This window comes from Psychroflexus salis (assembly GCF_014640175.1).
Taxonomy (GTDB): domain Bacteria; phylum Bacteroidota; class Bacteroidia; order Flavobacteriales; family Flavobacteriaceae; genus Psychroflexus; species Psychroflexus salis.
This window is the reverse complement of the sequence record NZ_BMGL01000008.1, coordinates 73,938-99,876: the sequence shown is the minus strand read 5'-3', so window position 1 is coordinate 99,876 and position 25,939 is coordinate 73,938. Positions and strand designations below refer to the sequence as shown.

Annotated in this window: 17 protein-coding genes and 1 other RNA gene; 9 read left to right on the top strand and 9 right to left on the bottom strand. The window is 32.5% G+C overall.

Going from position 1 to position 25,939, the window contains the following annotated elements; genetic code table 11:
- Positions 1-191: 191 nt before the first annotated feature.
- Positions 192-2,243 (top strand): HD family phosphohydrolase, encoded by a 2,052-nt coding sequence (locus IEV63_RS07885; RefSeq protein ID WP_229737210.1) that lies wholly within the window; start codon positions 192-194, stop codon positions 2,241-2,243.
- 5 nt (positions 2,244-2,248) lie between these two features.
- Positions 2,249-2,938 (top strand): (d)CMP kinase, encoded by a 690-nt coding sequence (gene cmk / locus IEV63_RS07880; RefSeq protein ID WP_188406252.1) that lies wholly within the window; start codon positions 2,249-2,251, stop codon positions 2,936-2,938.
- Between the two features lie 3 nt (positions 2,939-2,941).
- On the opposite strand, the gene guaB is transcribed toward cmk, so the two are convergent.
- From guaB to fahA, 3 genes are all read right to left on the bottom strand, one after another.
- Positions 2,942-4,411, bottom strand: coding sequence for an IMP dehydrogenase (gene guaB / locus IEV63_RS07875; protein ID WP_188406251.1), 1,470 nt, complete (start codon positions 4,409-4,411; stop codon positions 2,942-2,944).
- A 103-nt stretch (positions 4,412-4,514) separates the two neighbouring features.
- Positions 4,515-5,441 carry a YihY/virulence factor BrkB family protein gene (locus tag IEV63_RS07870; RefSeq protein WP_188406250.1) on the bottom strand — a complete coding sequence of 309 codons (927 nt, stop codon included), beginning with the start codon at positions 5,439-5,441 and terminating at the stop codon, positions 4,515-4,517.
- Positions 5,442-5,497: 56 nt separating this feature from the next.
- Positions 5,498-6,781, bottom strand: coding sequence for a fumarylacetoacetase (gene fahA, locus IEV63_RS07865; protein WP_188406249.1), 1,284 nt, complete (start codon positions 6,779-6,781; stop codon positions 5,498-5,500).
- A 114-nt stretch (positions 6,782-6,895) separates the two neighbouring features.
- Between fahA and glyA the strand changes: the two genes are divergently transcribed.
- The gene (gene glyA, locus IEV63_RS07860) at positions 6,896-8,182 is read left to right on the top strand and encodes a serine hydroxymethyltransferase (protein ID WP_188406248.1); all 1,287 of its coding nucleotides are present in this window, start codon (positions 6,896-6,898) and stop codon (positions 8,180-8,182) included.
- Between the two features lie 74 nt (positions 8,183-8,256).
- Here the strand turns inward: glyA and IEV63_RS07855 are convergent, their stop codons facing one another.
- From IEV63_RS07855 to IEV63_RS07845, 3 genes are all read right to left on the bottom strand, one after another.
- A complete protein-coding gene (locus IEV63_RS07855) occupies positions 8,257-11,838 on the bottom strand; it encodes a T9SS type A sorting domain-containing protein (protein WP_188406247.1) in 3,582 nt (1,193 codons plus the stop codon).
- A 67-nt stretch (positions 11,839-11,905) separates the two neighbouring features.
- The gene (locus IEV63_RS07850; RefSeq protein WP_188406246.1) at positions 11,906-13,486 is read right to left on the bottom strand and encodes a hypothetical protein; all 1,581 of its coding nucleotides are present in this window, start codon (positions 13,484-13,486) and stop codon (positions 11,906-11,908) included.
- Between the two features lie 70 nt (positions 13,487-13,556).
- Positions 13,557-14,609, bottom strand: a complete 1,053-nt coding sequence (locus tag IEV63_RS07845) for a glutaminyl-peptide cyclotransferase (RefSeq protein WP_188406245.1) — start codon at positions 14,607-14,609, stop codon at positions 13,557-13,559.
- Between the two features lie 87 nt (positions 14,610-14,696).
- Between IEV63_RS07845 and ffs the strand changes: the two genes are divergently transcribed.
- Positions 14,697-14,795, top strand: an RNA gene (ffs, locus tag IEV63_RS07840) — signal recognition particle sRNA small type.
- 34 nt (positions 14,796-14,829) lie between these two features.
- Here the strand turns inward: ffs and IEV63_RS07835 are convergent.
- Together IEV63_RS07835 and IEV63_RS07830 are read right to left on the bottom strand one after the other, a co-directional pair.
- The gene (locus IEV63_RS07835; protein ID WP_188406244.1) at positions 14,830-15,786 is read right to left on the bottom strand and encodes a phosphoribosylaminoimidazolesuccinocarboxamide synthase; all 957 of its coding nucleotides are present in this window, start codon (positions 15,784-15,786) and stop codon (positions 14,830-14,832) included.
- 25 nt (positions 15,787-15,811) lie between these two features.
- On the bottom strand, positions 15,812-16,765 hold the full coding sequence (locus tag IEV63_RS07830; protein WP_188406243.1) for a PhoH family protein: 954 nt from the start codon (positions 16,763-16,765) through the stop codon (positions 15,812-15,814).
- 90 nt (positions 16,766-16,855) lie between these two features.
- Between IEV63_RS07830 and IEV63_RS07825 the strand changes: the two genes are divergently transcribed.
- The 5 genes from IEV63_RS07825 to purL all read left to right on the top strand — a co-directional run bounded on the left by IEV63_RS07825 (position 16,856) and on the right by purL (position 24,259).
- On the top strand, positions 16,856-17,707 hold the full coding sequence (locus IEV63_RS07825) for an SAM hydrolase/SAM-dependent halogenase family protein (protein WP_188406242.1): 852 nt from the start codon (positions 16,856-16,858) through the stop codon (positions 17,705-17,707).
- Positions 17,697-17,993 carry a putative quinol monooxygenase gene (locus tag IEV63_RS07820; RefSeq protein ID WP_188406241.1) on the top strand — a complete coding sequence of 99 codons (297 nt, stop codon included), beginning with the start codon at positions 17,697-17,699 and terminating at the stop codon, positions 17,991-17,993. The genes IEV63_RS07825 and IEV63_RS07820 overlap by 11 nt, the downstream gene beginning before the upstream one ends.
- A 4-nt stretch (positions 17,994-17,997) precedes the next feature.
- Positions 17,998-18,732: an ABC transporter permease subunit gene (locus tag IEV63_RS07815; protein ID WP_188406240.1), complete on the top strand. Its 735-nt coding sequence runs from the start codon at positions 17,998-18,000 to the stop codon at positions 18,730-18,732.
- Positions 18,729-20,393: a gliding motility-associated ABC transporter substrate-binding protein GldG gene (gldG, locus tag IEV63_RS07810; protein ID WP_188406239.1), complete on the top strand. Its 1,665-nt coding sequence runs from the start codon at positions 18,729-18,731 to the stop codon at positions 20,391-20,393. The genes IEV63_RS07815 and gldG overlap by 4 nt, the downstream gene beginning before the upstream one ends.
- A 182-nt stretch (positions 20,394-20,575) precedes the next feature.
- Positions 20,576-24,259, top strand: a complete 3,684-nt coding sequence (purL, locus tag IEV63_RS07805; RefSeq protein ID WP_188406238.1) for a phosphoribosylformylglycinamidine synthase — start codon at positions 20,576-20,578, stop codon at positions 24,257-24,259.
- Between the two features lie 223 nt (positions 24,260-24,482).
- Here purL and IEV63_RS07800 read toward each other — a convergent pair whose 3' ends face one another.
- On the bottom strand, positions 24,483-25,898 hold the full coding sequence (locus IEV63_RS07800; protein WP_188406237.1) for a right-handed parallel beta-helix repeat-containing protein: 1,416 nt from the start codon (positions 25,896-25,898) through the stop codon (positions 24,483-24,485).
- Positions 25,899-25,939 lie beyond the last annotated feature (41 nt).

The window sequence follows — 25,939 nt, the reverse complement described above, 5'->3', positions numbered from 1 at the left end:
AAATAAAATTGTTGAATAAAACGAAATTAACAAACAAACGCTAATTTTATTAGTAATATATTTATAAATGAATATTTTAATAGTCTGTTTTTGAAAATTTCATAAATATGAAATAGATTTTTTTATAAACTATTGGTAGTTGTATAAAAATTAAATGCATTAACTTATTTATTTTTCTAACTTTGGCTTTAATGAAAAATATAAAAGACTTAGCTAATCAATTTTACAAATATCAGGGTTTCTTGTATAAACTCTTTTTATTTGCTATTTGTACATTTTCTATTGTATATTTTTTTCCAAAAGGAGTTCAATTTAAATACAACTTCACAAAAAATCAAGTTTGGCAGTACGAAGATTATTACGCCCCATTCAATTTCGCTTTATATAAATCTGACGAACAAATTGAAAAGGAAAAAAAGAATATTAAAGAAGAACATATACCCTATTTTAAAGTAGACTTTCTAATTTGGAATAACTTTCAAGAACAACTTGATAAATCCTTTTCAAATTTGCCCGACAGTTTACCAAGAAATACCATTGAAGCTCTTTACAAAACAACCTCCACATTTTTTGAAGATGCCTATCAAATTGGAGTGGTCGAAAACAAAATAAATTATGAAGAAACCCAACTTGTATTTCTTAAAAAAGGAAATTTAATTAGCGAAGGCTTATATGGAGATTTTTATATTCGAAAAAATCTTAGAAACCTATTTATAAAAGAGTTACAGGATAAAAACCTTCAACAATATGAAGATTTACTTTTTGAACATATTGACAAAATACAAGCTAATACCAGTTACGATAAAGCTTTTACAGAACAGGAATTAAATAAAAAACTCAGTCAAATTTCCTATACTGAAGGTTTGGTAAAAGAAGGTGAAAAAATAATTAGCAGCGGAGAATTAGTAGATGCCCGAATTCATAAAAAATTAAGCTCTTTAGCTGAAGAGTTTAAAAGAAAAAATATAAGTAAAGACCAATATATTTATGTAAGCTTAGGTTATAGTTTACTGGTTGCGCTGGCCTTATTTATTTTGTTTTTATTCATAAAACTATACCGCCCACATATATACGAAAACAACAACAAGCTTACCTTTATATTCTTTAATATTTTACTAGTGGTTGGCTTGAGTATTTTAACACTAGAGATTTCTTCAGACTATATTTACATTGTACCAATATGTATTTTACCACTAACCCTAAAAGTTTTTTTCGATGCCAGATTGGGGTTATTCACTCACGTAATTACACTTTTAATTTTAGGCCTAATCGTTCCCAATAGCTACGAATTTATGTTTTTGCATATTATAGCTGGAATTGTAAGTATTTTAATTATATCTGAGTTATATAAGCGAGCTAACTTATTTATTGCTGTTGGAAGAATAACGCTTACTTACTTATTTACTTATTTGGCTTTCAACTTAATTCAAGAAACATCTCTGCAGCAGATTTCTTACGAAAATCTAATTTATTTTGGAATTAATGGAATTGGCTTACTATTTATTCAGCCTTTAATTTATGGTTACGAAAAAGCTTTTGGGCTAATTTCAGACTTATCCTTATTAGAATTATCAGACACCAATTCTAAGTTATTAAAAAAATTGTCTGAAGTAGCTCCAGGCACATTTCACCACTCATTAAATGTCGCTAATTTAGCAGAAGCATCTGCTAACGAAATAAAAGCAAATAGCTTACTAGTTAGAGTTGGAGCATTGTACCATGACATTGGTAAAATGAAAAATCCATATTATTTTACTGAAAATCAAAACACCAATGTTAATCCACATGATGAAAATTCGCCTAAAGAAAGTGCAGAGATTATTATAAAGCACCGATTGCATGGTATTGAAATTGCAAAAAAACAAAACTTGCCCGATCGAATAATCGATTTTATTAGAACGCATCATGGTACAACTACTGTATATTTTTTCTATAAAAAAGCTCAAGAAGAAAATGAAGGCCATGTTAATAAAACAGATTTTCAATATCCTGGCCCTTTACCATTTAGTAAAGAAACAGCCATTTTAATGATGTGTGATGCGGTTGAAGCGGCAAGTAAGAGTTTAAAAGAACCGACTGCAAAGATTATTGACCAGTTTGTTGAAAAAATAATTGATAAACAAATTGAAGAAAAACAATTTTTAAATGCTGATATCACTTTTAAAGAAATTGAATCAATTAAAAAAGTACTGAAATCTAAGTTAAAAAATATATACCACTTACGAATTGAATATCCAGAATAAGACTTATGAGTAAAAAAATTTGCATCGCTATCGACGGCCATTCTTCAACCGGAAAAAGCACAGTTGCCAAACAATTAGCAAAAAAATTCAATTACATTTATGTAGATACTGGCGCTATGTATCGGGCGGTTACTTTTTTTGCTATGAAGAATAAATGTTTTAATGAGAACAATTTAAATGAAAGTTGTTTAGGCTCTAAACTTGATGAAATTCATATAGAGTTTAAGCAAGAAAACTCATCTCGCTTAGGAGAAGTCTACTTAAATGGCGAAAATGTTGAAGCCTTTATTAGAAGTATGGAAGTTTCAAATAAAGTGAGCCAAGTTGCTAAACTAGAAGAAGTACGCAAGAAGCTAGTTGAAATACAACAACAAATGGGAAAAAAAAAAGGCATTGTGATGGATGGTCGTGATATTGGAACAGTCGTGTTTCCAGACGCAGAACTGAAATTGTTTATGACTGCTTCTGCCCATATTCGAGCTAAACGCCGTTTTAATGAAATTAAAATAAATCAGCCAGAAGTAAGTTTTGATGAAGTACTTGCTAACGTAAAAGAACGCGATGAAATAGATTCCAATCGAAGACATTCGCCACTAAAAATGGCCGATGATGCAATTAAAATTGATAATTCTAACTTATCTGAAGATGAACAATTGAAAAAAATAGTTCAACTAGTTCAAGAAAAAATAGACTAAAATCTAACGACTATAGTTAGGCGCTTCTTTGGTAATGGACACATTATGTGGATGCGACTCTAAAATACCAGAAGATGTGATTTCTACAAACTGTGTGTTTTTCTGCATCATTGCAATATCTTTTGCACCACAATAGCCCATTCCTGCACGTAAACCGCCAATAAACTGAACCATGCTCTCTACCAATTCTCCTTTGTATGGAACACGACCAACTATTCCTTCGGGCACAAGTTTTTTAATATCGTCTTCCACATCTTGAAAATATCGATCTTTAGAACCCTTATTCATAGCTTCAACAGAACCCATTCCACGATAAGATTTAAATTTTCTGCCTTCATAAATAATAGTTTCACCAGGCGATTCTTTAGTACCGGCTAAAAGTGAACCTAGCATTACACAATCTGCACCTGCGGCAATAGCTTTAGGGATATCGCCAGTATATCGGATACCGCCATCTGCAATTACAGGAACTCCAGATTCTTTTATCGCTTCAGCAACTTCCATTATAGCCGATAATTGCGGAAAACCAACCCCAGCAACAACTCTAGTAGTACAAATTGAGCCTGGACCAATTCCTACTTTTACAGCATCAGCTCCAGCATCAACTAAATATTTTGCTGCTTCTGCAGTAGCAATATTTCCTACAACTACATCTAAGTCAGGAAAACTATCTTTTACTGCTTTTAAGGCATCGACTACTCCTTTGGTATGCCCATGAGCAGTATCAATTACAACAGCATCTACACCTGCATTTACTAAAGCTTCTGCCCTATCTTTTACATCGGGCGTTACACCTAAAGCAGCTGCAACACGAAGTCTACCATATTTATCTTTATTAGCAAAAGGCTTCTGTGTAAATTTGGTAATATCTCGGAAGGTAATTAAACCTACTAGAACCTGATTTTTTGTTACCACCGGTAGTTTTTCAATTTTATGAGCTTGTAAAATATCTTCCGCTTGGTCTAGCGATGTTCCTTCTGCAACTGTTACTAAATTTTCGCTTGTCATTACATCAGTAATAGGTCTTTCATTGTCTTTTTCAAAACGAAGGTCACGATTAGTAACTATACCTACTAATTTTTTGTTTTCATCTACAATTGGAATACCTCCAATACTGTGTTCTCGCATACTTTTTTTAGCATCGCCCACTTTAGCATTTTTTGGTAAAGTTACTGGATCGATAATCATACCGCTTTCCGCGCGTTTTACTTTTCTAACTTTAAGTGCTTGTTCAGCAATGCTCATGTTTTTATGCAAAACACCAATGCCGCCTTCTCGTGCAATAGCTATTGCCATTCTTGATTCTGTTACCGTATCCATAGCAGCAGAAACCACAGGTACGTTTAATGAAATATTTCTTGAAAATTTACTTTGAATACTAACATTTCTTGGAAGTACATCAGAAAAAGCTGGAACGAGTAGAACGTCGTCGTAAGTTAAACCTTTTTTTCTGATTTTTGAAGAATCTGACATAGCAATTAATTATAATTGCGTGCAAATATAACTATTTTAGCTTCAACTTAATTGATTAAAGCTTTAATTAATAACAGATGTTTTAATTTAGGGTTTTCGTTCTTTATTCTATTTCTTTTATTTCAAAACGCACAGCTGAAGAAGTAGGTTTTACATCAACTCCATAAATCTTAGCGATATAAAAAGTTATTTGTGCGCCCAATAGAAAGATTATAACGGAATAGTATACCCAAACAAGCAAAATTACGAGCGAGCCCGCAGCTCCATAGGTATTTCCTAAGTCTGTATTACCTAAATAAAACCCAATTCCAAATTTCCCTAGTATAAAGAGTAAAGCTGTTACCAATGCTCCAAGCCAAGTATCTTTCCATCGGACTTTAGCATCTGGTAGAATTTTATACATCAAAGTGAAAATGAGAATTAAAATAGCTTGAGATAAAACAATTTGAACGATTGATGACAACTTAATAGTATATGCTTCTAACAAAAACTCTAATTTTGTGAATATAATCGAGACTATAGCATCTAACAATAAGGAAACAATTAATATGAATCCTAGCGATAAAACTAAAGAAAAGCTGAGTAATCGATTAATTAAATATTTTATATACCCGCGTTTTGGCACAGCTTTTATGTGCCAAATATGATTTATTCCATTTTGTAGGCTTACAAAAACAGTTGTAGCACTAAAGGCTAAAACTCCAAATGCAATGGACGATGATATTACACTAGAATCATCCAATACAATATTATTTAGTGTAGTTTCAACTGTGGTAACTGCTTCGCTACCGGCCAAGTTACTTATCTGATAAAATAATTCTTCTTTAATATCTTTCTTTTTGTAAAAGGTTGAACCGACTTTTAAAAGAAGAATAATGAAAGCTGGTAAGCTAAAAATAGTATAAAATGCTGTTGAAGCTGCAAAATTAATCGAATCGTTTTTTGTAAAATCTTTAATACTTTCGACTAAAACCCTCACGTATTTATAATCACGAATATAATGATATGCACGTATTAGTTTTTGCTTCATAAAAAAAGAAGGTTGTTTGTGTAAACAAACAACCTGATTAATTAAATTAGTTTAACTTATTTAGATTTAAAAACAGGAAGTAGTTGAGTTTTTACTTCACCAAAACCAATTCTTACTTCGTGATTTTGACAATAGCCTCGCATCGTAACGGTATCGTAATCTTCAATAAACTTACGTTCTTCGCCACCTTTTAACTTTAAAGGTTTTGTCCCCTTCCAAGAAAGTTCGAGCATAGATCCAAAAGAATCTGGAGTTGGTCCCGAAATGGTTCCACTTGCCATCATATCTCCACTATTTACTGGACAACCATTAACTGTATGGTGAGCCAATTGCTGACTCATATTCCAATACATGTATTTAAAATTAGAGTTAGTAACAACACTTTCCTTTCCTTTTTTTGGAGTAATTGAAACTTGCAAATTAATGTCGAAACTCTTTTTACCAGAAGATTGTAAATAAGGCAACAGTTCTTTTTCAGGCTTTGGCCCTTCAACTCTAAAAGGTTCTAAGGCATCTAAAGTTACAATCCATGGGGAAATAGATGAAGCAAAACTCTTGGCTAAAAATGGGCCAAGCGGAACATATTCCCATTTTTGAATATCTCTTGCACTCCAATCGTTAAATATAACCATACCAAAAATTTGATTTTCAGCTTCATCTATAGGAATAGGCTGCCCTAAATCGTTAGCGGCTGTGGTAATAAAAGCCATTTCTAACTCAAAATCAACCAAGCGAGATGGACCAAAAATCGGTTCTTCTGCTCCTTTAGGTAACTTTTGACCTTGCGGTCTATGTACTGGAATTCCACTAGGAATAATTGAAGAACTCCGACCATGATAACCTACAGGTATATGAAGCCAATTGGGTAACAAAGCGTTATCTGGATCTCTAAACATGGTTCCTACATTGGTTGCATGTTCTTTACTGGAATAAAAATCTGTGTAATCGCCAACCTGAACTGGCATTTGCATTTCAATTTCATCCATAGTAAATAAAACGCGCTTGCAATGATCATCGTTTTGTTTAAGCTCATGATTATTTATATCAAAAAGATCTGCTATTCGATTTCGGACTGCTCTCCATGTTTTTCTTCCGTCAGCAATAAAATCGTTTAAGCTGTCTTGCAAAAAAATATCGTCGGTTAATGGAATGTTTTTAAAGTATCCTAATTGATGTAAAGCTCCTAAATCTATGGCTATATCTCCAATTCGGGTTCCGATGGTAATAATATCATCTCTGGTTAAAAAAACTCCAAATGGAATATTTTGAATAGGAAAATCTGTATTTTCTGGGATAGCTAACCAGGTTTTTCGTGATGGATCGTTGGCGGCTAAAGACATATATTTTTATTTGGTTGATTAATATTAGTTAAAACTACATTTCAAATATATAGTTTTAGCTGAAATAACCGAATAGAATTCTTACTTTTGAACTATATTTAACGAATTTATTTTATGGCTAAAGATAAACAGATTTTCGACTTAATAAAAGCTGAAGAAAACAGGCAGATAAAAGGTTTAGAGCTTATTGCAAGCGAAAACTTTGCCAGTCCAGAAGTACTAGCTGCAGCTGGTTCTGTGTTAACTAACAAATATGCAGAAGGATACCCTGGCAAACGCTACTACGGTGGTTGCGAAATTGTAGACCAAGTAGAAGATATTGCTAGAGAACGACTCAAAAAATTATTTAATGCTGAGTACGCTAATGTACAACCCCATTCTGGATCGCAAGCCAATACAGCTGTTTTCTCTATGATTTTAGAGCCTGGCGATAAAATTTTGGGTTTCGATTTGGCTCATGGGGGTCATTTAACCCATGGATCTCCAGTAAACTTCTCTGGAAAATTATATGAACCTGTTTTTTATGGTGTTGAAAAAGAAACTGGCTTAATAGACTACAACCAAGTTGAAAGCCAAGCCCTAAAACACAAACCAAAAGTAATTATTGCGGGTGCTTCTGCTTATTCTAGAGAAATTGATTATAAAAAATTTAGAGAAATAGCAGATAAGGTAGGTGCAATTTTACACGCAGATGTTGCTCACCCAGCTGGTTTAGTTGCTAAAGGTTTATTGCAAAGTCCCATACCACACTGCCACGTGGTAACTTCAACCACACATAAAACTTTACGCGGGCCACGCGGTGGTATTATAATGATGGGTCAAGATTTTGAAAACCCATTCGGACTGAAATTAAAAAGTGGTAAACTTAAAAAAATGTCTTCATTAATGGATAGTGGTGTTTTCCCTGGTAACCAAGGTGGCCCATTAGAACATATAATTGCGGCTAAAGCGGTAGCTTTTGGTGAAGCACTGAAAGATGATTTTAAACATTATATGGTACAAGTTCAAAAAAATGCTTCGGCTATGGCAGATGCTTTTGTAAAACTAGATTATGATTTAATTTCTGGCGGCACTGACAACCACATGATGCTTATCGACTTAAGAAATAAATCGGTTACTGGTAAAGTTGCCGAAGAAGCTTTAGGCAAGGCCGGAATTACAGTTAATAAAAACATGGTTCCTTTCGATACGCAATCGCCTTTTATAACTTCTGGAATACGTGTAGGAACCCCGGCTGTGACAACACGTGGATTAATTGAAAACGAAATGCCTAAAATTGTAGAATTTATAGATCGTGTAATTCAAAATACTGAAAACCAAGATGAATTAACAAAAATTAAAAGTGAAATTGAAATAATGATGGCAGGAAAACCCTTATTTGCAGAAAGTGTTTCAGTTTAATCTTCAATTTCAACAAAACAAAAAGTCATTTCTTCAATTAAGAAATGACTTTTTTATTTTTATTCAATACTTAATTATTGTTTAATGAACTTTTTAACTTGTTTAGTTTCGTTAGCATAAACTACTATAAAATATAATCCAGCATCAAGATTGTCTACATCTATTTGAGCTGTATTTTGAACTGAGCTAAATTTTTCTTTACGTACTAATTTTCCAAAAGCATTATAGATTTCTATATGTTGAATTTCAACATTTGAAATAAGATTCAGCGTATTTAATGTTGGATTTGGAAATAATGTGATTCGGTTGGCTGTGAAGCTTGAATTACCAAGTGTTTCTACAAACTCCGTTGTGGCTACGTTAGTAATAATTGGCGGATTAAAATCGAAATAAATATCGGCTACGCCAGAAATAACGTCTCCAATAATTACATCTTCTTTAGGTTTAATTCTAAAAGCAATATAACCGTGAGAATTTGGCTCATCGCTTATGATATCTGGCAAGTAGATATCATTAAATATAAATTGAATATTATTTCCATTTGTAATTTCAACGCGTCCATCATGACTTAGTCCTTGCAATTGTATACTTTGCCAATCGAGTTTATCATCTAAAAAATGTTCAACACGAACATTTATAGCGCTTGCAGTTCCTGTATTTTGAAATCTAATTAAAAAGTGAATATAATCTCCTGCATTATCAATATGCACTTCTTCTCCTTCTAAAATTTGAATATCGTTAGGATCATACGAACCAATAACTGTTTGTTGTAATTCATAGGTATTATCTTGTTCAGTTTCATCTCCCGTAGATGGACTAATTGAAGCTGTTGAAACTAAAATTTCATCGATATTGGTTGTTGGTGGCGGAAAAACATTAAAATTTAAATCGATGATTCTCGTTTCAAAAGGAATTAAATCACTAAAACTGAAAGTTAAGTTGTTAATAGTTTGGTTTACTACCGATTCACTTGCATCTAAAAACTGAATTTTAGATGCATCAAATTCAAATGCAATCTCCCCACTTTGTAGAGTTGTTCCTGTATTAGAATAAATAATTTTATAACTGGTATCGAAGCCTGGTCTTGGGTCGTCAAGATCAGGATAAATAACTACATATAAATCATTTATAGTTTGATTAGCTTCAATACAAAAATTTGCATCGGCATTTATAAAACTACCATTTGTAAAATCATGAGTATATAAAAATGGAGTGCTTTCATAATAATTGGGTAAGGCCGATGAAATACTAGTATTAAAAACCGCTTGATTTGCAGTAAAACTATAAGCACCATTTTCATCTGTAAATGTAGCAAAAGTATTTTCGCCATTTTCTTTGGTTATTAGCAAATTAGAAACACCAGTATCATTTTCATTACATCCATCTGCATTGGCGTCTAGTCTAACCAAGCCAGAGATAGTATTGGTAAAAGTTCCTAAATTTCCATACCAAGCAATTTGATCATCATCGTAAGAAGATGTTAACAAATCTAGTTTACCGTCTGCATTAAAGTCTGCTGAAGTGATGTGATTAATTCGCTCTGCCATAACTGTAATTTCTATAGGTGAACTAAAATTAGCTGCACCATCATTTTGAAACCATACTAATTTAGAATTAGATTCTGTGTTGGTAATAATATCTTGGTCTCCATCGCCATCAACATCTAAGGCATAAATAGTTGATGGATTATCTACCGATGAAGATATGATTTGCTTTTCACCGAAGTTCCCTAAACCGTCAGTATTCAAGAAATAGCCAACTTCATCGCTAAATTTATTAGCAAAAATTAAATCCTTAAAGCTATTTTGGTTAATATCTACTAAATAAATTGAACTTGGATAACTCATTTGTGGTGTAATGACGTTTTTTGAAGTCAAATCTCCTTGTCCATCTAAATTTTCATACCAAACAATTTCATTATTGTTATAAGCTGCTAAAACATCCATATCATTATCATTATCTACATCTCCAACTTGAAGACTTAGCGGATAATAAAACCCAGGTTCTGAAAAGGTAATTGATGCAGAAAATGTTCCGTCTCCATCATTTTTATACAACTTTAATACACTATCATCTTCTGCACTAACAATATCAAAATCGCCATCGTTATCAATATCTACATATTGAATTTGAAGAATTTGTTCTTCAATATTATCTACAATATGTTCCTGAATAAAATTACCATTACCATCATTTTCTAACCACAAAATTTTATATTCATCAGGGTTATCATCTAAGTAAGAAAAAAATAAAATATCATTAAATGAATCACCGTTCATATCTACAATAAAAGCATTTCTAGGTGCAGGAAACTCGTTTGAAATTAGTTGTTGTGGCTGAGAAAAATCTCCTAATCCATTAACATTAGGATACCAAGCTAATTTATGATCAGCATGAGAAGAAGAAACAATATCCATATCTCCGTCTCCATCTAAATCTCCAGCATCTACATGATTAATAAAATAAGCATAATTCGTTATTTTATTTTCACTACTAAAATTACCTAAATCATCCAGGTTTTGAAACCATGAAACTTGACTGTCATCGCGGGATGTGGTTAAAATATCTATTTTTTGATCTCCATTTATATCACTTACATGAATACTGTTAAGATTAACAAAGTTATCAGCAACAACTGTTTCATCGCTAAAAGTATTATTGCCTTGATTAATGTAAGTTGAGAGTTTTTTAGTTCTAGATTCATGTAAAACAATATCCAACAAATCATCAGCATTAATATCTTTTAAAATTAATGATTTAGTATCGCTATTACTTGTTGAAGGTAAATTTTCTAATGAAACAATTGTCTGTACACTAGCAAAATTACCTAAGCCGTCTAAATTTTCGTATAATCTTATTTTCCGATCGTTGCCGCCATTTTCAAATATTCTAATAATATCGTTGTCGCCATCATTATCTATATCTGCTGAAGTTACAAAATAACCTTGTGCAAAAGTTCCAATGGTTCCTAAGAAACCTAAACTTCCATCATTTTGAAAATCGTAAACGCGTAAATCGTACCCCACATCTACTACAAAGTCTTTAAGATTATCTCCATTTACATCTGTTGTAGTAAATCCTTGATAATTATTGGCAGCTGTATTTGGACTTCCTAAAAGCACATTGGCTGTAAAAGTTAAATTATCATTTTCTAGCCAACCAATAAAACCACTATAACCAAAGGCAATATCTAAATCGCCATCTGCATCTACATCAATAATTTGATAACCTATGGGCGAAGTCCAGTCATTTATTACTAGCGTTTGAGTGTCTGCAAAGTTCCCTAAACCATCTGTATTTTCTAACCAAACTAATGCTTTTCCTTGATTAGTATCTAGATATAAAAAAATATCTAAATCATTGTCATCATCTATATCAGCAACTTGTAAGTTTCTTGGGTTGTCAAAGCCGTTGTAAATAGTATTTGTTTTACTAAAACTACCATTATTATTTAAGTTTTTAAACCATGCTACTTCGTTTATTCCAGAAACAATTACATCTTCTAATCCGTCTCCATCTATATCTGCAGCTACGATTGAGCTTGGATTGACTACTCCAAAACTTTCATCGATTACAACATTTTGTTGAAAACCAATCTGACTGTAGCTGATGCTCATTACCAAGAATAAGCACAGCTGAAAAATTTTAAATTTCATAATTAAGTTTAAAGGGAAAATTAAGTCAAAAATAGAGATTTAATTTCAATAAATCTTGAAGCTAAAACTAATCTTCTTCTTCAAACTCAATGGCTTGGTAGGCACCAGCATCTGGATTACTTGTTCGATTTGTTTCGATTATATCTAATGGAACTTCTTGGGCAGTAGATAGATTGCCAAGGTTAATTGCTGCAGATTCTAAACCGATTTGTAATTTATTTTCATTGGTGTTTAAAAAGTCAGGAGCTTCGTTGAAGACATTTTCAGAAAAAATAGTTTCATTTTCGAAATCGTAGAGTGCATTATCGACATATTGGTTATTGATATCGTTAAAACGAATTAAACAATTTTCGAATTTATAATTAAAATCCGCTTCTTCTAACGCATTTAATAAAACTTCAATACGCTCTGAACCGTAGATAATACAGTTGCTGAATGTTGCTTCTTCTAAATCGGCAACAAAAACTTCTTCTTGTGTAACTAAATTATTTTCAATTAACAAAGCAGGGAATTGACGAAACGAATTTCGCCAGTAATTAGCTATGGTACAATGTTTAAAATTATATTTCCCGCCTAAAGATAAATTTACTGCTGCCTGACCCGCATTGTTAAATATAGTGTTTTCGGCTTCAACAAATCCTGTTCTTGCCAATAAACCTACGTTGGTATGATTATAAATTTGGGTGTTTTTTAGTTGAAGTGTGGGATTATTTGTGCCATCGTTGCTGTCCATTAAAATTCCCACGGTTCCATTTTTTATAGTGGTGTGGTTAAAAATATGGTTCGTACTTCCTTGGGTAAGCCAAATGGTTGCCCATTGACCAGGAATTTCACTAAAACCCGGTTCTAATCGATCACCTTGAAAAATAATTTCATTTTCTAGCAATTCGGTATCCTGACTAAGCTCACCATTTGCTTGAAGGCTACCGCCGTTGGCAATAATAATTCCGCTATTGGCATGAAAATGAATGCGTGCACCAGCTTCGACAGTTAATGTTTTTCCACTCGGTACTCCAGCAAAGCCATAAATAACGTAAGGTTTTTCATTGGTGAAATTTAAATATTCATCGTCTAAGAAAAAACCTTCAATTAATATTTCTTCGCCTTCTTCATTTAAGCCTAACGAAAGTGTTTCTGTCATTCCATTATCAAAACGTTGGGGAAATAAAAATACTGCATCCTGAATTAAAGTAATTAGTCGAACTTCTTGTTGGTTTGTTCCTGAATCGAATTCAATAACATCTTCGTAGGTAAATTGTAAAGCTTGATTACTTAATTGATCAATATCGGCTGTAATTTCAACAAAAACAAATAAACTGTCTTTTGCTAAGAGCTCAATATTTTCAAAGGTTTTTCCTGGTATTCCGTCTACATTAAGTCGGTAATTAGAATTTTCTTTTTCACCTAAACCAATCGATGGAATATTAATGTCTTTATTGCTTCGGTTATACACCTTAAACTGATAGGTACTAGAAGATGTATTGCTAAAAACCGTGTCTAAAAATAAGGTATCTGTGGAAAATTCTAATTCACCAAAACTTGGCGATGTTTCAAAATCGTCTCTACATGCCGAAGTTAAAATAATAACTACTAGAAGGATTCCTAAACAAATATGCTTAAAAATAGGAGATACAAATTGGTTTTTCATTAGGTTGAATTTTGAGAAGCAATTAAGTTTCATGAGAAATGAATATTACATAAACGGATTTGGCAGTAAATTATTTTTCGTAAATTTCTACTTCAAAAAGTTTATCCCAATTTTTTCCTGTTACAAACAAATTCCCTGTTTCAGGATGAACTGCTATTCCATTTAAAACATGGTTTTGCGGATCAAAATCTGCTGGTTTATTTATTAAATCTCGAAGTCCACGGAAATCAATTACAGCATCTATAGCTCCATTCTTAGGATTAATAATAGCTACACCGTCCCGTTGGTAGGTGTTGGCGTAAATTTTACCATTTACCCATTCCAATTCATTTAATTGTTTATTAGTCCCATTATCTGTGGTTGGCTGGATGTAACTCAATTCTTTCATGGTTTCTGGCTCTAATATCCAGATTTTGTCGGTACCATCACTTTTATAAAAGCGTTCGCCATCATTACACAAACCCCAACCTTCTGCACTATTGTTAAAGGCAAATTTGTCTAATTCTTCAAAAGTTGTTAAATCGTAAATAAAACCGTAGCCCGAACGCCATGTTAATTGATAAATTTTGCCATTCAAAATACTTACTCCTTCACCAAAAACACGATCTGGTAAATTTATTTTTTGAAGCACTTTACCTGTTTTATAATCTACTTTTCTTAGACTCGACTGTTTATACTGCCCTGTCCCTTCGTAAAGTGTATCGCCAACAAACTCTAAACCTTGTGTGTAAGCTTTCGCATTGTGTGGATAAGTATTAACAATGGAATATCCCATTAATTTTGGTGGTTGATTATTAATGATTTCAATTTCTTTTTGAAGTCTAAATTCTTCTTTATTGAACTTAAAATCAAGCTTTAATTGATGCTTACCTAGTAATAAATTTGTTGAAATAGGAATTTCAATACGGGTATTATTTATTGGAAATTTTTGGCCTTGAAGTGTAATTTCACCAGAAATAGTTCCTTCTTTTGGAATAAACAACGTAGCATTTAATTTACTTCCAATTTGTACTTTAGTTTGGTTATCTGGAAATTTTAATTGAATTTGTTTGGCCAAATCATCTTCACATGAAAGAAGATTAAAAGCTAAAAAAATGAAAAACAAGTGTTTAAGAAAACGCATAAAATTTTTATTATTAGGAGTGGCTAAATTATGAATTTAAAGCTAAAAAAATCTTGTAAAGCATATTAAAGATTGTATATTTGCACCTGGCAAGTCCTACACAACCAGCTCCTGTTGAATCCCCCAGGGCGGGAACGCAGCAAGGGTAGATAGTCGTAGCGGTGTGATGTAGGTCGCTTGCCTTTTTTTATTTCTATTTAATTCCCAACTTCTTTCTGAATTACTGACTTTTAAAATTAGCATCTAAATTATCCTGTATTCGTTGATGGATAGTTAAGGTATCGGCTTTTACAAATTCTTTTCCTGTAATTTTCTCATACAATTCAATATAGCGTTGAGTTACCAATTCAATAAATTCTGCTGGTAAATTAGGTACTTTTTGACCTTCCTTACCCTGAAAACCATTTTCAATTAACCATTCGCGAACAAATTCTTTAGAAAGTTGTTTTTGCTTTTCTCCTTTATCTTGGCGTTCTTGATATCCATCTAAATAAAAATAACGTGAAGAATCTGGAGTATGGATTTCATCGATAACTACAATTTCACCATCAGCTGTTTTACCAAATTCATATTTTGTATCTACTAAAATTAAACCTTGTTGATTGGCAATTTCGGTACCGCGTTGAAACAACTTACAGGTATAATCTTCTAAAATTTTGTAATCTTCTTCACTAACTATACGATTTTCTAAAATAGCTTCCTTTGAAATATCTTCATCGTGATTTCCCATATCTGCCTTAGTAGTTGGAGTAATAATGGGTTTTGGAAAAGCATCGTTTTCTTTTAAACCTTCGGGTAATTCTACACCACATAAAATTCGTTTACCAGCTTTATATTCTCGGTAAGCATGTCCTGCCAAGTAACCACGAATTACCATTTCAACTTTAAAAGGTGTGCATTTTTTACCCATACTTACATTTGGATCTGGGCTTGACATTAACCAATTGGGAACAACATCTGCAGTAGCTTCTAGCATATGTAAAGCTAATTGATTAAGTAATTGTCCTTTAAACGGAATGCCTTGGGGCAAAACCACATCGAAAGCACTTAAACGATCGGTAGCTACTATAACCAAAAGGTTGTTTTTTAATTCGTATACTTCTCTAACTTTTCCGTGATATATAGATTGTACATCTTTAAGCTTGAAATTTGTTTTTGTAAGTGTATTACTTTTCATTAAGATAGTTTATTTATACTTATAATTATTCTTGATTTTCAATAGCTTTGTAGGCTGCAATAATTCGTTTCACCAATTTGTGGCGAATTACATCTTTCTCGTCTAAATAAATTACGCCTACTCCTTTTACATTTTGCAATACCAAAATCGCTTCCTTTAAACCAGAAATAATTCTTCTAGGTAAATCTACTTGACCTGGATCGCCAGTAATAATAAACTTGGCATGTTTCCCCATTCGTGTTAAAAACATTTTCATTTGTGCATGCGATGTATTTTGAGCTTCATCTAAAATAACATAAGCATTATCTAAAGTTCGGCCACGCATAAATGCCATTGGTGCAATTTGTATAATTCCTTTTTCAATAAAAGTTTCTAGACGTTCGTGGGGAATCATATCGCGTAATGCATCGTACAATGGTTGCATATACGGATCGAGTTTTTCTTTTAGATCGCCAGGTAAGAATCCTAAATTTTCGCCAGCTTCTACTGCAGGTCGAGTTAAAATAATACGTTTTACTTGCTTTTCTTTTAGAGCTCTAACTGCTAAAGCTACGCTCGTGTAAGTTTTTCCTGTACCCGCCGGACCAACTGCAAAAACCATATCGTTTCTGCTCGCAGCATCTACTAATCTACGTTGATTATGGGTTTGTGCTTTTATAACTTTACCTCCTACTCCATGCAGAATAGTTTGCTCAGCCGCTGTAGATGTTTGTAATTCGTTTTTGGTTTCACTGGTTAAAATTCGCTCTATGCTATTTTCGTCTAAAGAATTGTATTTAGAAAAATGATTGGTTATCATTTCAAAACGTTTATCGAATTCTTCCAATAAGTCTTCATCACCAAAAGCTTTTATTTTGTTTCCACGAGCAACAATTTTTAATTTGGGGAAGTATTTTTTAACAAGTTCTATGTGCTCGTTGTTTTTACCGAAAAAGTCTTGTGGACTAATTTCTGAAAGTTCGATAATAAGTTCGTTCAAAAGCTTTAGGTTTTATACATTATAATTAAATTCGCATTACAAATTTACGAAAATAATCTTCGGGAAATCTTACTAAATTATTAAGCATTTATGTCCATAATTACTTTAACTACAGATTTTGGTTACAAAGATCATTCTGTTGCGGCCGTAAAAGCAGCTTTGTTTAGCGAATTAAAAAACTTGAACATAGTAGATATTTCTCACGAAGTATCTCCATTTCATATTACAGAAGCAGCTTATATTATTAAGAATGCCTACCATAACTTCCCAAAAGGAAGCATTCATTTAGTAGGTGTTGATGCAGAATTATCTCCAGAAAATAAACATGTAGCTATTTTATTAGATGGCCATTATTTTATTTGTGCCAATAACGGAATTTTATCGCTTATTGCTTCAGAAATTAAGCCTTCAAAAATTGTTGAAATTAACATACATAATAGTATTGAAACTAATTTTCCTGTTTTAGATGTATTTGTTAAAGTTGCTGCTCATATTTGTCGAGGCGGAACATTAGAAGTAATTGGAAAATCTATTTCTGAAATTCAACAAATTAAAAATTTAGAACCCATTGTAAACGATAAGCAAAACCAAATTATAGGTCATATTATCTATATCGATAATTATGGCAATGTGGTTACAAATATTACCAAGAAAAAATTTACCGAAATTGCTAAAGGAAGAAAGTTTGTAATTTCAGCTAGAAATATTCAAATGAGCAAAGTATACGAAACCTACAGCGAAGCCATCAATTTTAAACTTCCAAAAGAAAAACGCGAAGAAGAAGGTAAAAAACTAGCCCTATTTAATACAGCTAGGTATTTAGAACTTGCCGTATATAAAAGTAATCCACATACCGTTGGTAGTGCAGCTAGCTTATTTGGCTTAAAGTTGTCTGATAGTGTTTCTATTAATTTTGAAAATGAAACTAATTATGTTGGTTAGAATAGTAAAAATGACATTTAAACCAGATGAAATTGAAGCTTTTAAAGTTTTATTTGAAGCGAATAAAGATAAAATTCGAAATGTTGAAGGTTGTTTGTTTTTAGAACTTTACCAGGATTTACGTAATAAATCGGTCTTTTTTACGTATTCGTATTGGAAAAATGAAACCAACTTAGAAAATTACAGAAAATCGAGCTTATTTCAAAAAATTTGGTCTTCTACTAAAGTGAAATTTAATGCAAAGCCAGAAGCTTGGAGTGTTCAAAAATTAGTAAGCTTAAAATAAATTTATGAAAGCCATTTTTAAAAAAGAAATCAATGCTTTTTTTGCCAATAATATTGGCTTCTTGGTGCTAGGCTTGTATTGGATTATTAATATTTTGTTTTTATGGGTAGTAGATTCTAACTATTCTATTTTAAATACTGGTAACGCTAATTTAGTTCCGTTTTTTGAACTTTCTGCACTGGTTTTTATTTTTATCATACCTGCTGTGGGTATGAAAAGTTTTTCGGAAGAAAAAAAATCAGGAACTTTAGAGTTGTTATATACCAAACCTATTAGCAAGCTGAGTTTGGTGATGGGAAAATTTTGGGCGATTTTTTGTATAACTTGCATAGCCTTATTACCTAGCTTAATTTTTATTTTGTATTTAAATAATTTAATTTTCGATGGTGAGAGCTTAGATTACTCAGCAATTTTTGGTTCTTATTTGGGTCTTTTGTTATTAAGCAGTAGCTATATTTCATTAACTTTACTAGCATCAAGTTTTACTAAAAATCTAATTTTATCTTTTACTTTAGGTGTCGTTTTTTGTTTAACAGCTTTCTATGCTTTAGCGGGAATAAGCCATATCGACTTATTAGGTTCATCGGTTTATGCATTAGAATATTTAAGCTTAAGTTTTCATTATAAAAGTTTAAGTCGCGGTGTAATCGACTCTAGAAATGTTATTTATTTTTTAAGTTTTACAGTTTTATTCATTTCAATTTGTGTTTATCAGTTGCAAAAAAAACAGGAAGAATGAAAAGACAAAAAAAACGTATCTTTTACTTAATTTTAGGCTTTTTGTTGCTTAATATTATAGCCAGCCAGTTTTTTTATCGTCTAGACTTTACAAAAGACCAACGCTACAGCTTGTCTGAAACAAGTATTAAATTGGTTAGCGAAATAAAAAAACCTATAACTATTGAAATTTTCTTAGCTGGAGATTTAGCAACTGAATTTAAACAGCTTCAAAGTGAAACTCGTTATTTATTTGAAGAATATCAAGCATACAATTCATTAATTACATTTAAGTTTACTAACCCATTAGACACTAAAAAACAAGCCGAAGATGTAGCTAGCGAATTCTACCAAAGGGGAATGACGCCTGAACGTTTAAATCAAATTCAAAATGGAAAAACCATTGAAAACTGGATCTTTCCGTGGGCAGAAATAAGCATAAATAAGGATAAAATGCAGGTGCCTTTACTCCAAAAAAAGCTTGGAGCCAGTACAGACGAGTTGGTTGCCCTTTCTATTCAAAATTTAGAATACCAAATTACCAATGCTTTTGTAAAACTAACTCAACAAAAAGACAAAAAAATAGCTGTTTTAAGAGACAAAGGGCAATTACAAGATGCGTATTTAGCAGATTATATTAAAAGCTTAGGCAATTACTATCGCATAGCGCCTTTCACCCTTAAAACAGTGGCAACTGAACCTAAAAAAACGCTAGAACAACTCCAACAATTCGATTTAATAATCGATGCTAAACCTACAGAAAAATTTTCAGAAGCTGAGAAATATACCCTAGATCAATTTATCATGAAGGGTGGTAAAGCCATTTGGTTAACCGAGCAAGTCGTTGCAGAAAAAGATAGTTTAATGCAGTCTGGAAGCATGGTTGCTTTTCCAAAGGAATTGAATACATACGATTTGTTTTTTACCTATGGTGTACGCATTAATCCTACGCTAATAAACGATTTATACTCCGCTCCGATTGTTTTAGCACAAGGAAAAGGAAACCAAACTCAATTTAACCCTTTTCCATGGTTTTACGAACCTTTGGCCGATGCTGCATCTCAACACCCCATTGTAGCTAACATCAATGCAGTTCATTTTAATTTTGCAAATCCAATAGAATTCCTTAATCGAGAAGATATACAACAAACCGCTTTACTAAAATCTTCTAATTTAACCAAACTAGAAGGTGCTCCCAGAGAGATTAAACTCACTCAAATTCAAGATAATGTTCAACCAGAAAACTATCAAGCTGGTCCGCAAATTTTGGCAGGCTTAGTTGAAGGTGAGTTTACTTCACTATATAACAAACGAGTTTTACCTTTTGAAAACCAAAAACACATCAACAAAAGCAAATTTACCCAACAAATTTTTATTTCTGATGGCGATGTTATTAAAAACGAAATAAGAAAAGGAAACGTGCAAGACTTAGGTTTCGATCAATATACTGGCAATATTTACGGCAATAAAGACTTTTTAATGAATGCTGCTAATTACCTTTTAGGAGATGAAGCATTGGTCAATTTAAGAACTAAATCCATACAATTAGCAAAATTAGATATAGATAAAGTCGAAGCCAATGAAAATACTTGGAAAATCATCCTTTTTTTAAGTGGAATTCTATGTATGGCTGCAGTTTCGATATTTTTTAACTTCAACAGAAAAAGAAAATATTTAAAATAATTCCAACTTATATTCCTAATTTTTTAAGTCTCAACTTCAGTAGAAATCAACTTGCACTTAATTTGAGTACTCCTTTCCTTTTTTATTTTGTAAGTCTTTGGTGATTTCTATTTCTTAATTCTTAACTTGATAATATTTATCGTATTTTTGAACGCATAAAAAATTTATCAAATTTTTGTGCAATGATTCATTTCTTTCAAGCTGAAACTTCTCAATTTTACTGTGTTCAATCTACAAATCGACCTGATTTTGAAACCATTAAAAAACTAAAATGGCTATTTGGCAATGCCCGTTTTATCGATGAAAAAGAACTAGAAGGCAATTTTATCGGTCCACGAGCAACTATGCTTACGCCTTGGTCTACCAATGCTGTTGAAATTACCCAAAATATGGGTATTGTTGGAATAATAAGAATTGAAGAATTTCACTTAGCTGAAAAAAATGAACAATTCGACCCCATGCTTTTTCAGCAATACAAAAATTTAAATCAAGAACTTTTCGATGTTTCTATTGTACCCGAAAATGTGAAACCTATTTTAGATATTGCAGCTTACAATCAACAAGAAGGTTTAGCATTAAATGAAGAAGAAGTAAATTACCTTGAAGATTTAGCTAAGCGATTAAAAAGACCGTTAACCGATGCAGAAGTATTTGGTTTTTCGCAAGTTAATTCTGAGCATTGCCGACACAAAATCTTTAATGGAACTTTTATAATTGATGGCGAAGAAAAAAAAGAATCTTTGTTCCAACTAATTAAAAAAACATCAAAAACACATCCCAATTCTATTGTTTCAGCCTACAAAGACAATGTTGCTTTTGTAAAAGGACCTATTACCCAACAGTTTGCTCCTTTTCGGGCAGATGAAGCTTCATTTTATCAAAATACAAATTTTGAATCTGTAATTTCCTTAAAAGCAGAAACCCATAACTTTCCGACAACAGTTGAACCATTTAATGGAGCAGCGACAGGCAGCGGTGGAGAAATCAGAGATCGTTTAGCTGGAGGAAAAGGATCGCTTCCATTAGCGGGAACAGCAGTCTACATGACAAGTTATTCACGTTTAAGCGAAGACCGAAATTGGGAAAAAGCATTTCCAGCTCGAAAATGGTTGTACCAAACACCACTCGATATCTTAATAAAAGCATCGAATGGAGCGTCAGATTTTGGAAATAAATTTGGTCAACCCTTAATTTGTGGTTCGGTATTAACCTTCGAGCATTCAGAAGCCTGCTCAAACTCTTCTAAAGGAGGAGAAAATATAAAAATGTGGGGGTTCGATAAAGTAATTATGCTAGCTGGCGGAATTGGTTACGGAAAAGCTAATCAAGCATTAAAATCTATTCCAAAAGAAGACGAAGATATTGTTATTCTTGGTGGCGACAACTACCGAATTGGTATGGGTGGCGCGGCTGTTTCATCGGCTGATACAGGAGAATTTAGTAGTGGAATTGAATTGAATGCCATACAACGTTCCAACCCAGAAATGCAAAAAAGAGCAGCAAACGCCATTCGTGGAATGGTAGAAAGTGTAGAAAATTTGATCACTTCTATTCACGATCACGGTGCAGGTGGCCATTTAAATTGCTTAAGCGAATTGGTAGAAGATACTGGTGGAAAAATTGATATTGCTAAACTTCCTATCGGTGATCCTACACTTTCCGCCAAAGAAATTATCGGAAACGAATCGCAAGAACGCATGGGTTTGGTATTGCCCAAAAAAGCTAGTTCAACACTACAAAAAATTGCTACTCGCGAACGTTCTCCTATGTATAAAGTTGGAAAAGTAACCAACGACCGTCAATTTACTTTTCAAAACTCCAAAACAGGAGAAAAACCAATGGACTTGAAGCTTTCTGACATGTTTGGTAGTTCGCCAAAAACCATTATGAAAGATAATCGTACTTCGTATCAATTTGAAGAAATTGACTACCAAAATGAAAACATTTACGCATATACCAAACAAGTGCTTCAATTAGAAGCGGTTTCTAGTAAAGATTGGTTAACCAATAAAGTAGACCGCTGTGTTTCTGGCCGCGTAGCCAAACAACAAACTTGTGGCAGCTTACAACTTCCTTTAAATAATTGTGGTGTAGCTGCGCTAGATTATTTAGGAAGAGAAGGCGTAGCTACTTCTGTTGGACACTCTCCAATTTCAGGATTAATCGATGCAAAGGCTGGTGCTAAAAATTCAATTGCTGAAGCTTTAACCAATATTGTTTTTGCTCCGTTGAAAGATGGCTTAAAATCAGTTTCTTTATCGGCTAACTGGATGTGGCCTTGTAAAAACCCAGGTGAAGATGCACGTTTATATGAAGCTGTTGAAGCGGTTTCAGAGTTTTCGATAGCTTTAGGAATTAACGTTCCCACAGGAAAAGATTCGCTTTCTATGAAGCAAAAATATCCCGATAAAGAAGTACTTTCACCTGGAACGGTGATTATCTCAGCAGCTGGAAATTGTAACGAAATTACCAAAGTTGTTGAACCTGTTTTGCAAGCTGAAGGAAGGATTATTTACATTAACCTTTCGCAAGACCACTACAAATTAGGCGGTTCTTCTTTTGCTCAAGTAAATAATAAAATTGGAAAAAAGGCTCCAAATATCCAAGATGATACTTTTTTTGCTAAAGCTTTCAATGCAATTCAAGATTTGATTAAAGCGGATTTAGTGCTCGCTGGACACGATATTTCTGCAGGTGGAATGTTAACTACTTTATTAGAAATGTGTTTTCCAGAAACCAATCGCGGTGCAGAAATCGATTTAACTTCTTTAAGTCAAAAGGATTCAATTCAATTGCTTTTTGCTGAAAATGCTGGTGTAATTCTTCAAATTAAAGATGAAGCATTTAGCATTTTAGAACAATTAAAAATTCAATTTTTCAACCTAGGAAATCCAACTGAAAAAGGAGTACTTCAATTAACAAACGGGAAAGACCACTTCAGCTTTGCTATTGCAGAATACCGAGATGTTTGGTACCAAACTTCTCATTTGCTAGACTGCCAACAAAGTGGAAAAGCTAAAGCAGACGAACGTTTTGAAAATTATAAATATCAACCGCTACAATTTAATTTCCCAGAAGGCTTTACAGGTAAACTTCCAAGCTTTGAAGAAACCAACCGACCAAAAGCAGCAATTATTCGTGAAAAAGGTTCTAATTCTGAACGCGAAATGGCACGCGCTATGCATTTAGCTGGTTTTGATGTAAAAGATATTCACATGACCGACTTAATGTCGGGTAGCGAAAATTTGGAAGATGTACAGTTTATTGCAGCTGTTGGTGGATTTTCAAATTCCGATGTGTTAGGAAGCGCTAAAGGTTGGGCAGGCTCATTTCTATATAATGAAAACGCACAAACTGCTTTGCATAATTTCTTCAACAGAAAAGATACTTTATCTTTAGGTGTTTGTAATGGTTGTCAATTATTTATCGAATTGGGATTACTTCACCCAGAAGATACTGAAAAACCAAAAATGCTACATAATGATAGTGGTAAGTTTGAATGTAATTTTACAAGTGTAAAAATTCAAAAAAACAATTCGGTGATGTTAAAAAGTTTAGCGGGAAGTCAATTAGGAATTTGGGCAGCACATGGCGAAGGTAAATTCAGCTTTCCAAATGAAGAAGATCATTATCAAATTGTTGGAAAATATGGATACGAAAGTTATCCTGCGAATCCGAATGGATCCGACTTTAATACGGCGATGTTAACGGATAAAACAGGTAGACATTTAGTAATGATGCCACATTTGGAACGCTCTACTTTTCCTTGGAACTGGGCATACTATCCAAAAGATAGAAACGATGAAGTTTCACCTTGGTTACAGGCTTTTGTAAATGCAAAGGAATGGGTTTTGGAAAAAAAGTAACTCGCAAAAATAGTCTTTAAAAAAAGAGCTTAAATCTTGCTTTCTAGTAATGGTCCTGGTCAAGTAATTAGCTGTTTGATTTCGATTTTCTAAAGCTAGATGTAAATATTTAAGACTAGGATTAAAGTAATAAACTTTAAGATGATTAAAAAAACTATTCAAAAGTTCAAGTTGCTTCTTAATAAATCAACCTTTTATTTTATTCACTACTAAATTATAGTTTTTACTTCTTTAAAATTCTTTCTGTTAATATTTTCCCTGTTGAATTTTCAATCTTTAAAATGTAAACACCTTCTTTAAGATTAGATATGTCTATGATTTTTGTTTCATAAGTACCAAAAAATTTACCATCTATCGAAAAAATTTTAATTTTTAATTTTTCGTTTGATGCAACATGAAATATATTTTCAATTGGATTAGGGTAAATTTTTAAATCAAAAAACTTATCATTAACAACTACACTAAGTGGTTGTTGAAACTCAACAGCACCTATATCTATAATACTATTCTCAATTCTATTTTTACCAAAAACGTCTAAGTTAGGAATATTTAAACCAGTAGTATTTGGGTTTCCAGCGTCAACACAATCAGATGTACTTTGTAAAGAGAAATCGCCTGTTGCTGAATTAACGAATGTTGCATTTGTATTTAAAATGTTACCTGTAACATTTATAACATTTGCAGAAAAACTTGAATCGTCTGTTGATGAATACTGCATTTCGATAATAGCATCAGCAATTGTTCCACCTGTTGCAAAATTTATTTCATTATTTTCTATAATACTGTTACTAATATACGTATTAGCTCCATTCTCTACTCTTATACCTTGAAAATTTCCATAAATAGTATTATTTACAATATTCACATTACTATTATTTGTTGTAAAAATAGCAAAATCGTCATTGTTATAAATTAAATTACCAACTAAAAAAACATCTGATTCGCTGCATCGAATTGCAGAAACGAAACCAGTTGCTGAAAAAGAATTATCATAAAAAATATTGTTTGTACTATTTACGGTTGATTCTGAAATAACCAAAGCATTAGCTCCATTATTGTAAAACTCATTATTACTTAGTTCAATTAAATTACTCACTTCTCGAATGTACATTCCTGCTCTTTGATTTTCCCTTAAAACATTATTTTCAAAATTAATGTTGCTTTTATAAAGACTTATACCTGAATCAAAAGTAACAGGAAAACTAATACCAGTAATATTTCTTGATTCTTTAGAATATTCTATAATACAATGCATAAAAGAAGAATTGCTACTAGCATTTTCATCGATTAATAGAGTACCCCAAAACCCTGTGCCATCTCTGGTAAAAAGAATTTTTTCAGAATCTGTACCATTAGCAATTATCTCTCCTTGTACTCTAATTACTCCGACATTGCCAGCATTATAATCAAACCAAGAAACTGTTGGTGATGAACTAGATTTTAATCTTACTTCGACACCTGGCTCAATGGTTAGTATTTGACCATTTTGAACAATTGCTCTACCTTCAATAATATAAGGTGAATTTGCTAGTGTCCAATTGCCACTAATATTTGAATTATCTGCAATTATGGTCTGCCCAAAACTTTTTCCATATATTAGTAAAAGTGATATTACAAGTATTTTTATTTTTATCTTCATTTTATCTATTCAAATTTTTCACAAATATAGAGTAAATTAGA

Bases quoted from the DNA above. Each gene is read 5' to 3' on its own strand.
- IEV63_RS07885 (WP_229737210.1), top strand. From the start codon at position 192: ATGAAAAATATAAAAGACTTAGCTAATCAATTTTACAAATATCAGGGT.
- cmk (WP_188406252.1), top strand. From the start codon at position 2,249: ATGAGTAAAAAAATTTGCATCGCTATCGACGGCCATTCTTCAACCGGA.
- guaB (WP_188406251.1), bottom strand. From the start codon at position 4,411: ATGTCAGATTCTTCAAAAATCAGAAAAAAAGGTTTAACTTACGACGAC.
- IEV63_RS07870 (WP_188406250.1), bottom strand. From the start codon at position 5,441: ATGAAGCAAAAACTAATACGTGCATATCATTATATTCGTGATTATAAA.
- fahA (WP_188406249.1), bottom strand. From the start codon at position 6,781: ATGTCTTTAGCCGCCAACGATCCATCACGAAAAACCTGGTTAGCTATC.
- glyA (WP_188406248.1), top strand. From the start codon at position 6,896: ATGGCTAAAGATAAACAGATTTTCGACTTAATAAAAGCTGAAGAAAAC.
- IEV63_RS07855 (WP_188406247.1), bottom strand. From the start codon at position 11,838: ATGAAATTTAAAATTTTTCAGCTGTGCTTATTCTTGGTAATGAGCATC.
- IEV63_RS07850 (WP_188406246.1), bottom strand. From the start codon at position 13,486: ATGAAAAACCAATTTGTATCTCCTATTTTTAAGCATATTTGTTTAGGA.
- IEV63_RS07845 (WP_188406245.1), bottom strand. From the start codon at position 14,609: ATGCGTTTTCTTAAACACTTGTTTTTCATTTTTTTAGCTTTTAATCTT.
- IEV63_RS07835 (WP_188406244.1), bottom strand. From the start codon at position 15,786: ATGAAAAGTAATACACTTACAAAAACAAATTTCAAGCTTAAAGATGTA.
- IEV63_RS07825 (WP_188406242.1), top strand. From the start codon at position 16,856: ATGTCCATAATTACTTTAACTACAGATTTTGGTTACAAAGATCATTCT.
- IEV63_RS07820 (WP_188406241.1), top strand. From the start codon at position 17,697: ATGTTGGTTAGAATAGTAAAAATGACATTTAAACCAGATGAAATTGAA.
- IEV63_RS07815 (WP_188406240.1), top strand. From the start codon at position 17,998: ATGAAAGCCATTTTTAAAAAAGAAATCAATGCTTTTTTTGCCAATAAT.
- gldG (WP_188406239.1), top strand. From the start codon at position 18,729: ATGAAAAGACAAAAAAAACGTATCTTTTACTTAATTTTAGGCTTTTTG.
- purL (WP_188406238.1), top strand. From the start codon at position 20,576: ATGATTCATTTCTTTCAAGCTGAAACTTCTCAATTTTACTGTGTTCAA.
- IEV63_RS07800 (WP_188406237.1), bottom strand. From the start codon at position 25,898: ATGAAGATAAAAATAAAAATACTTGTAATATCACTTTTACTAATATAT.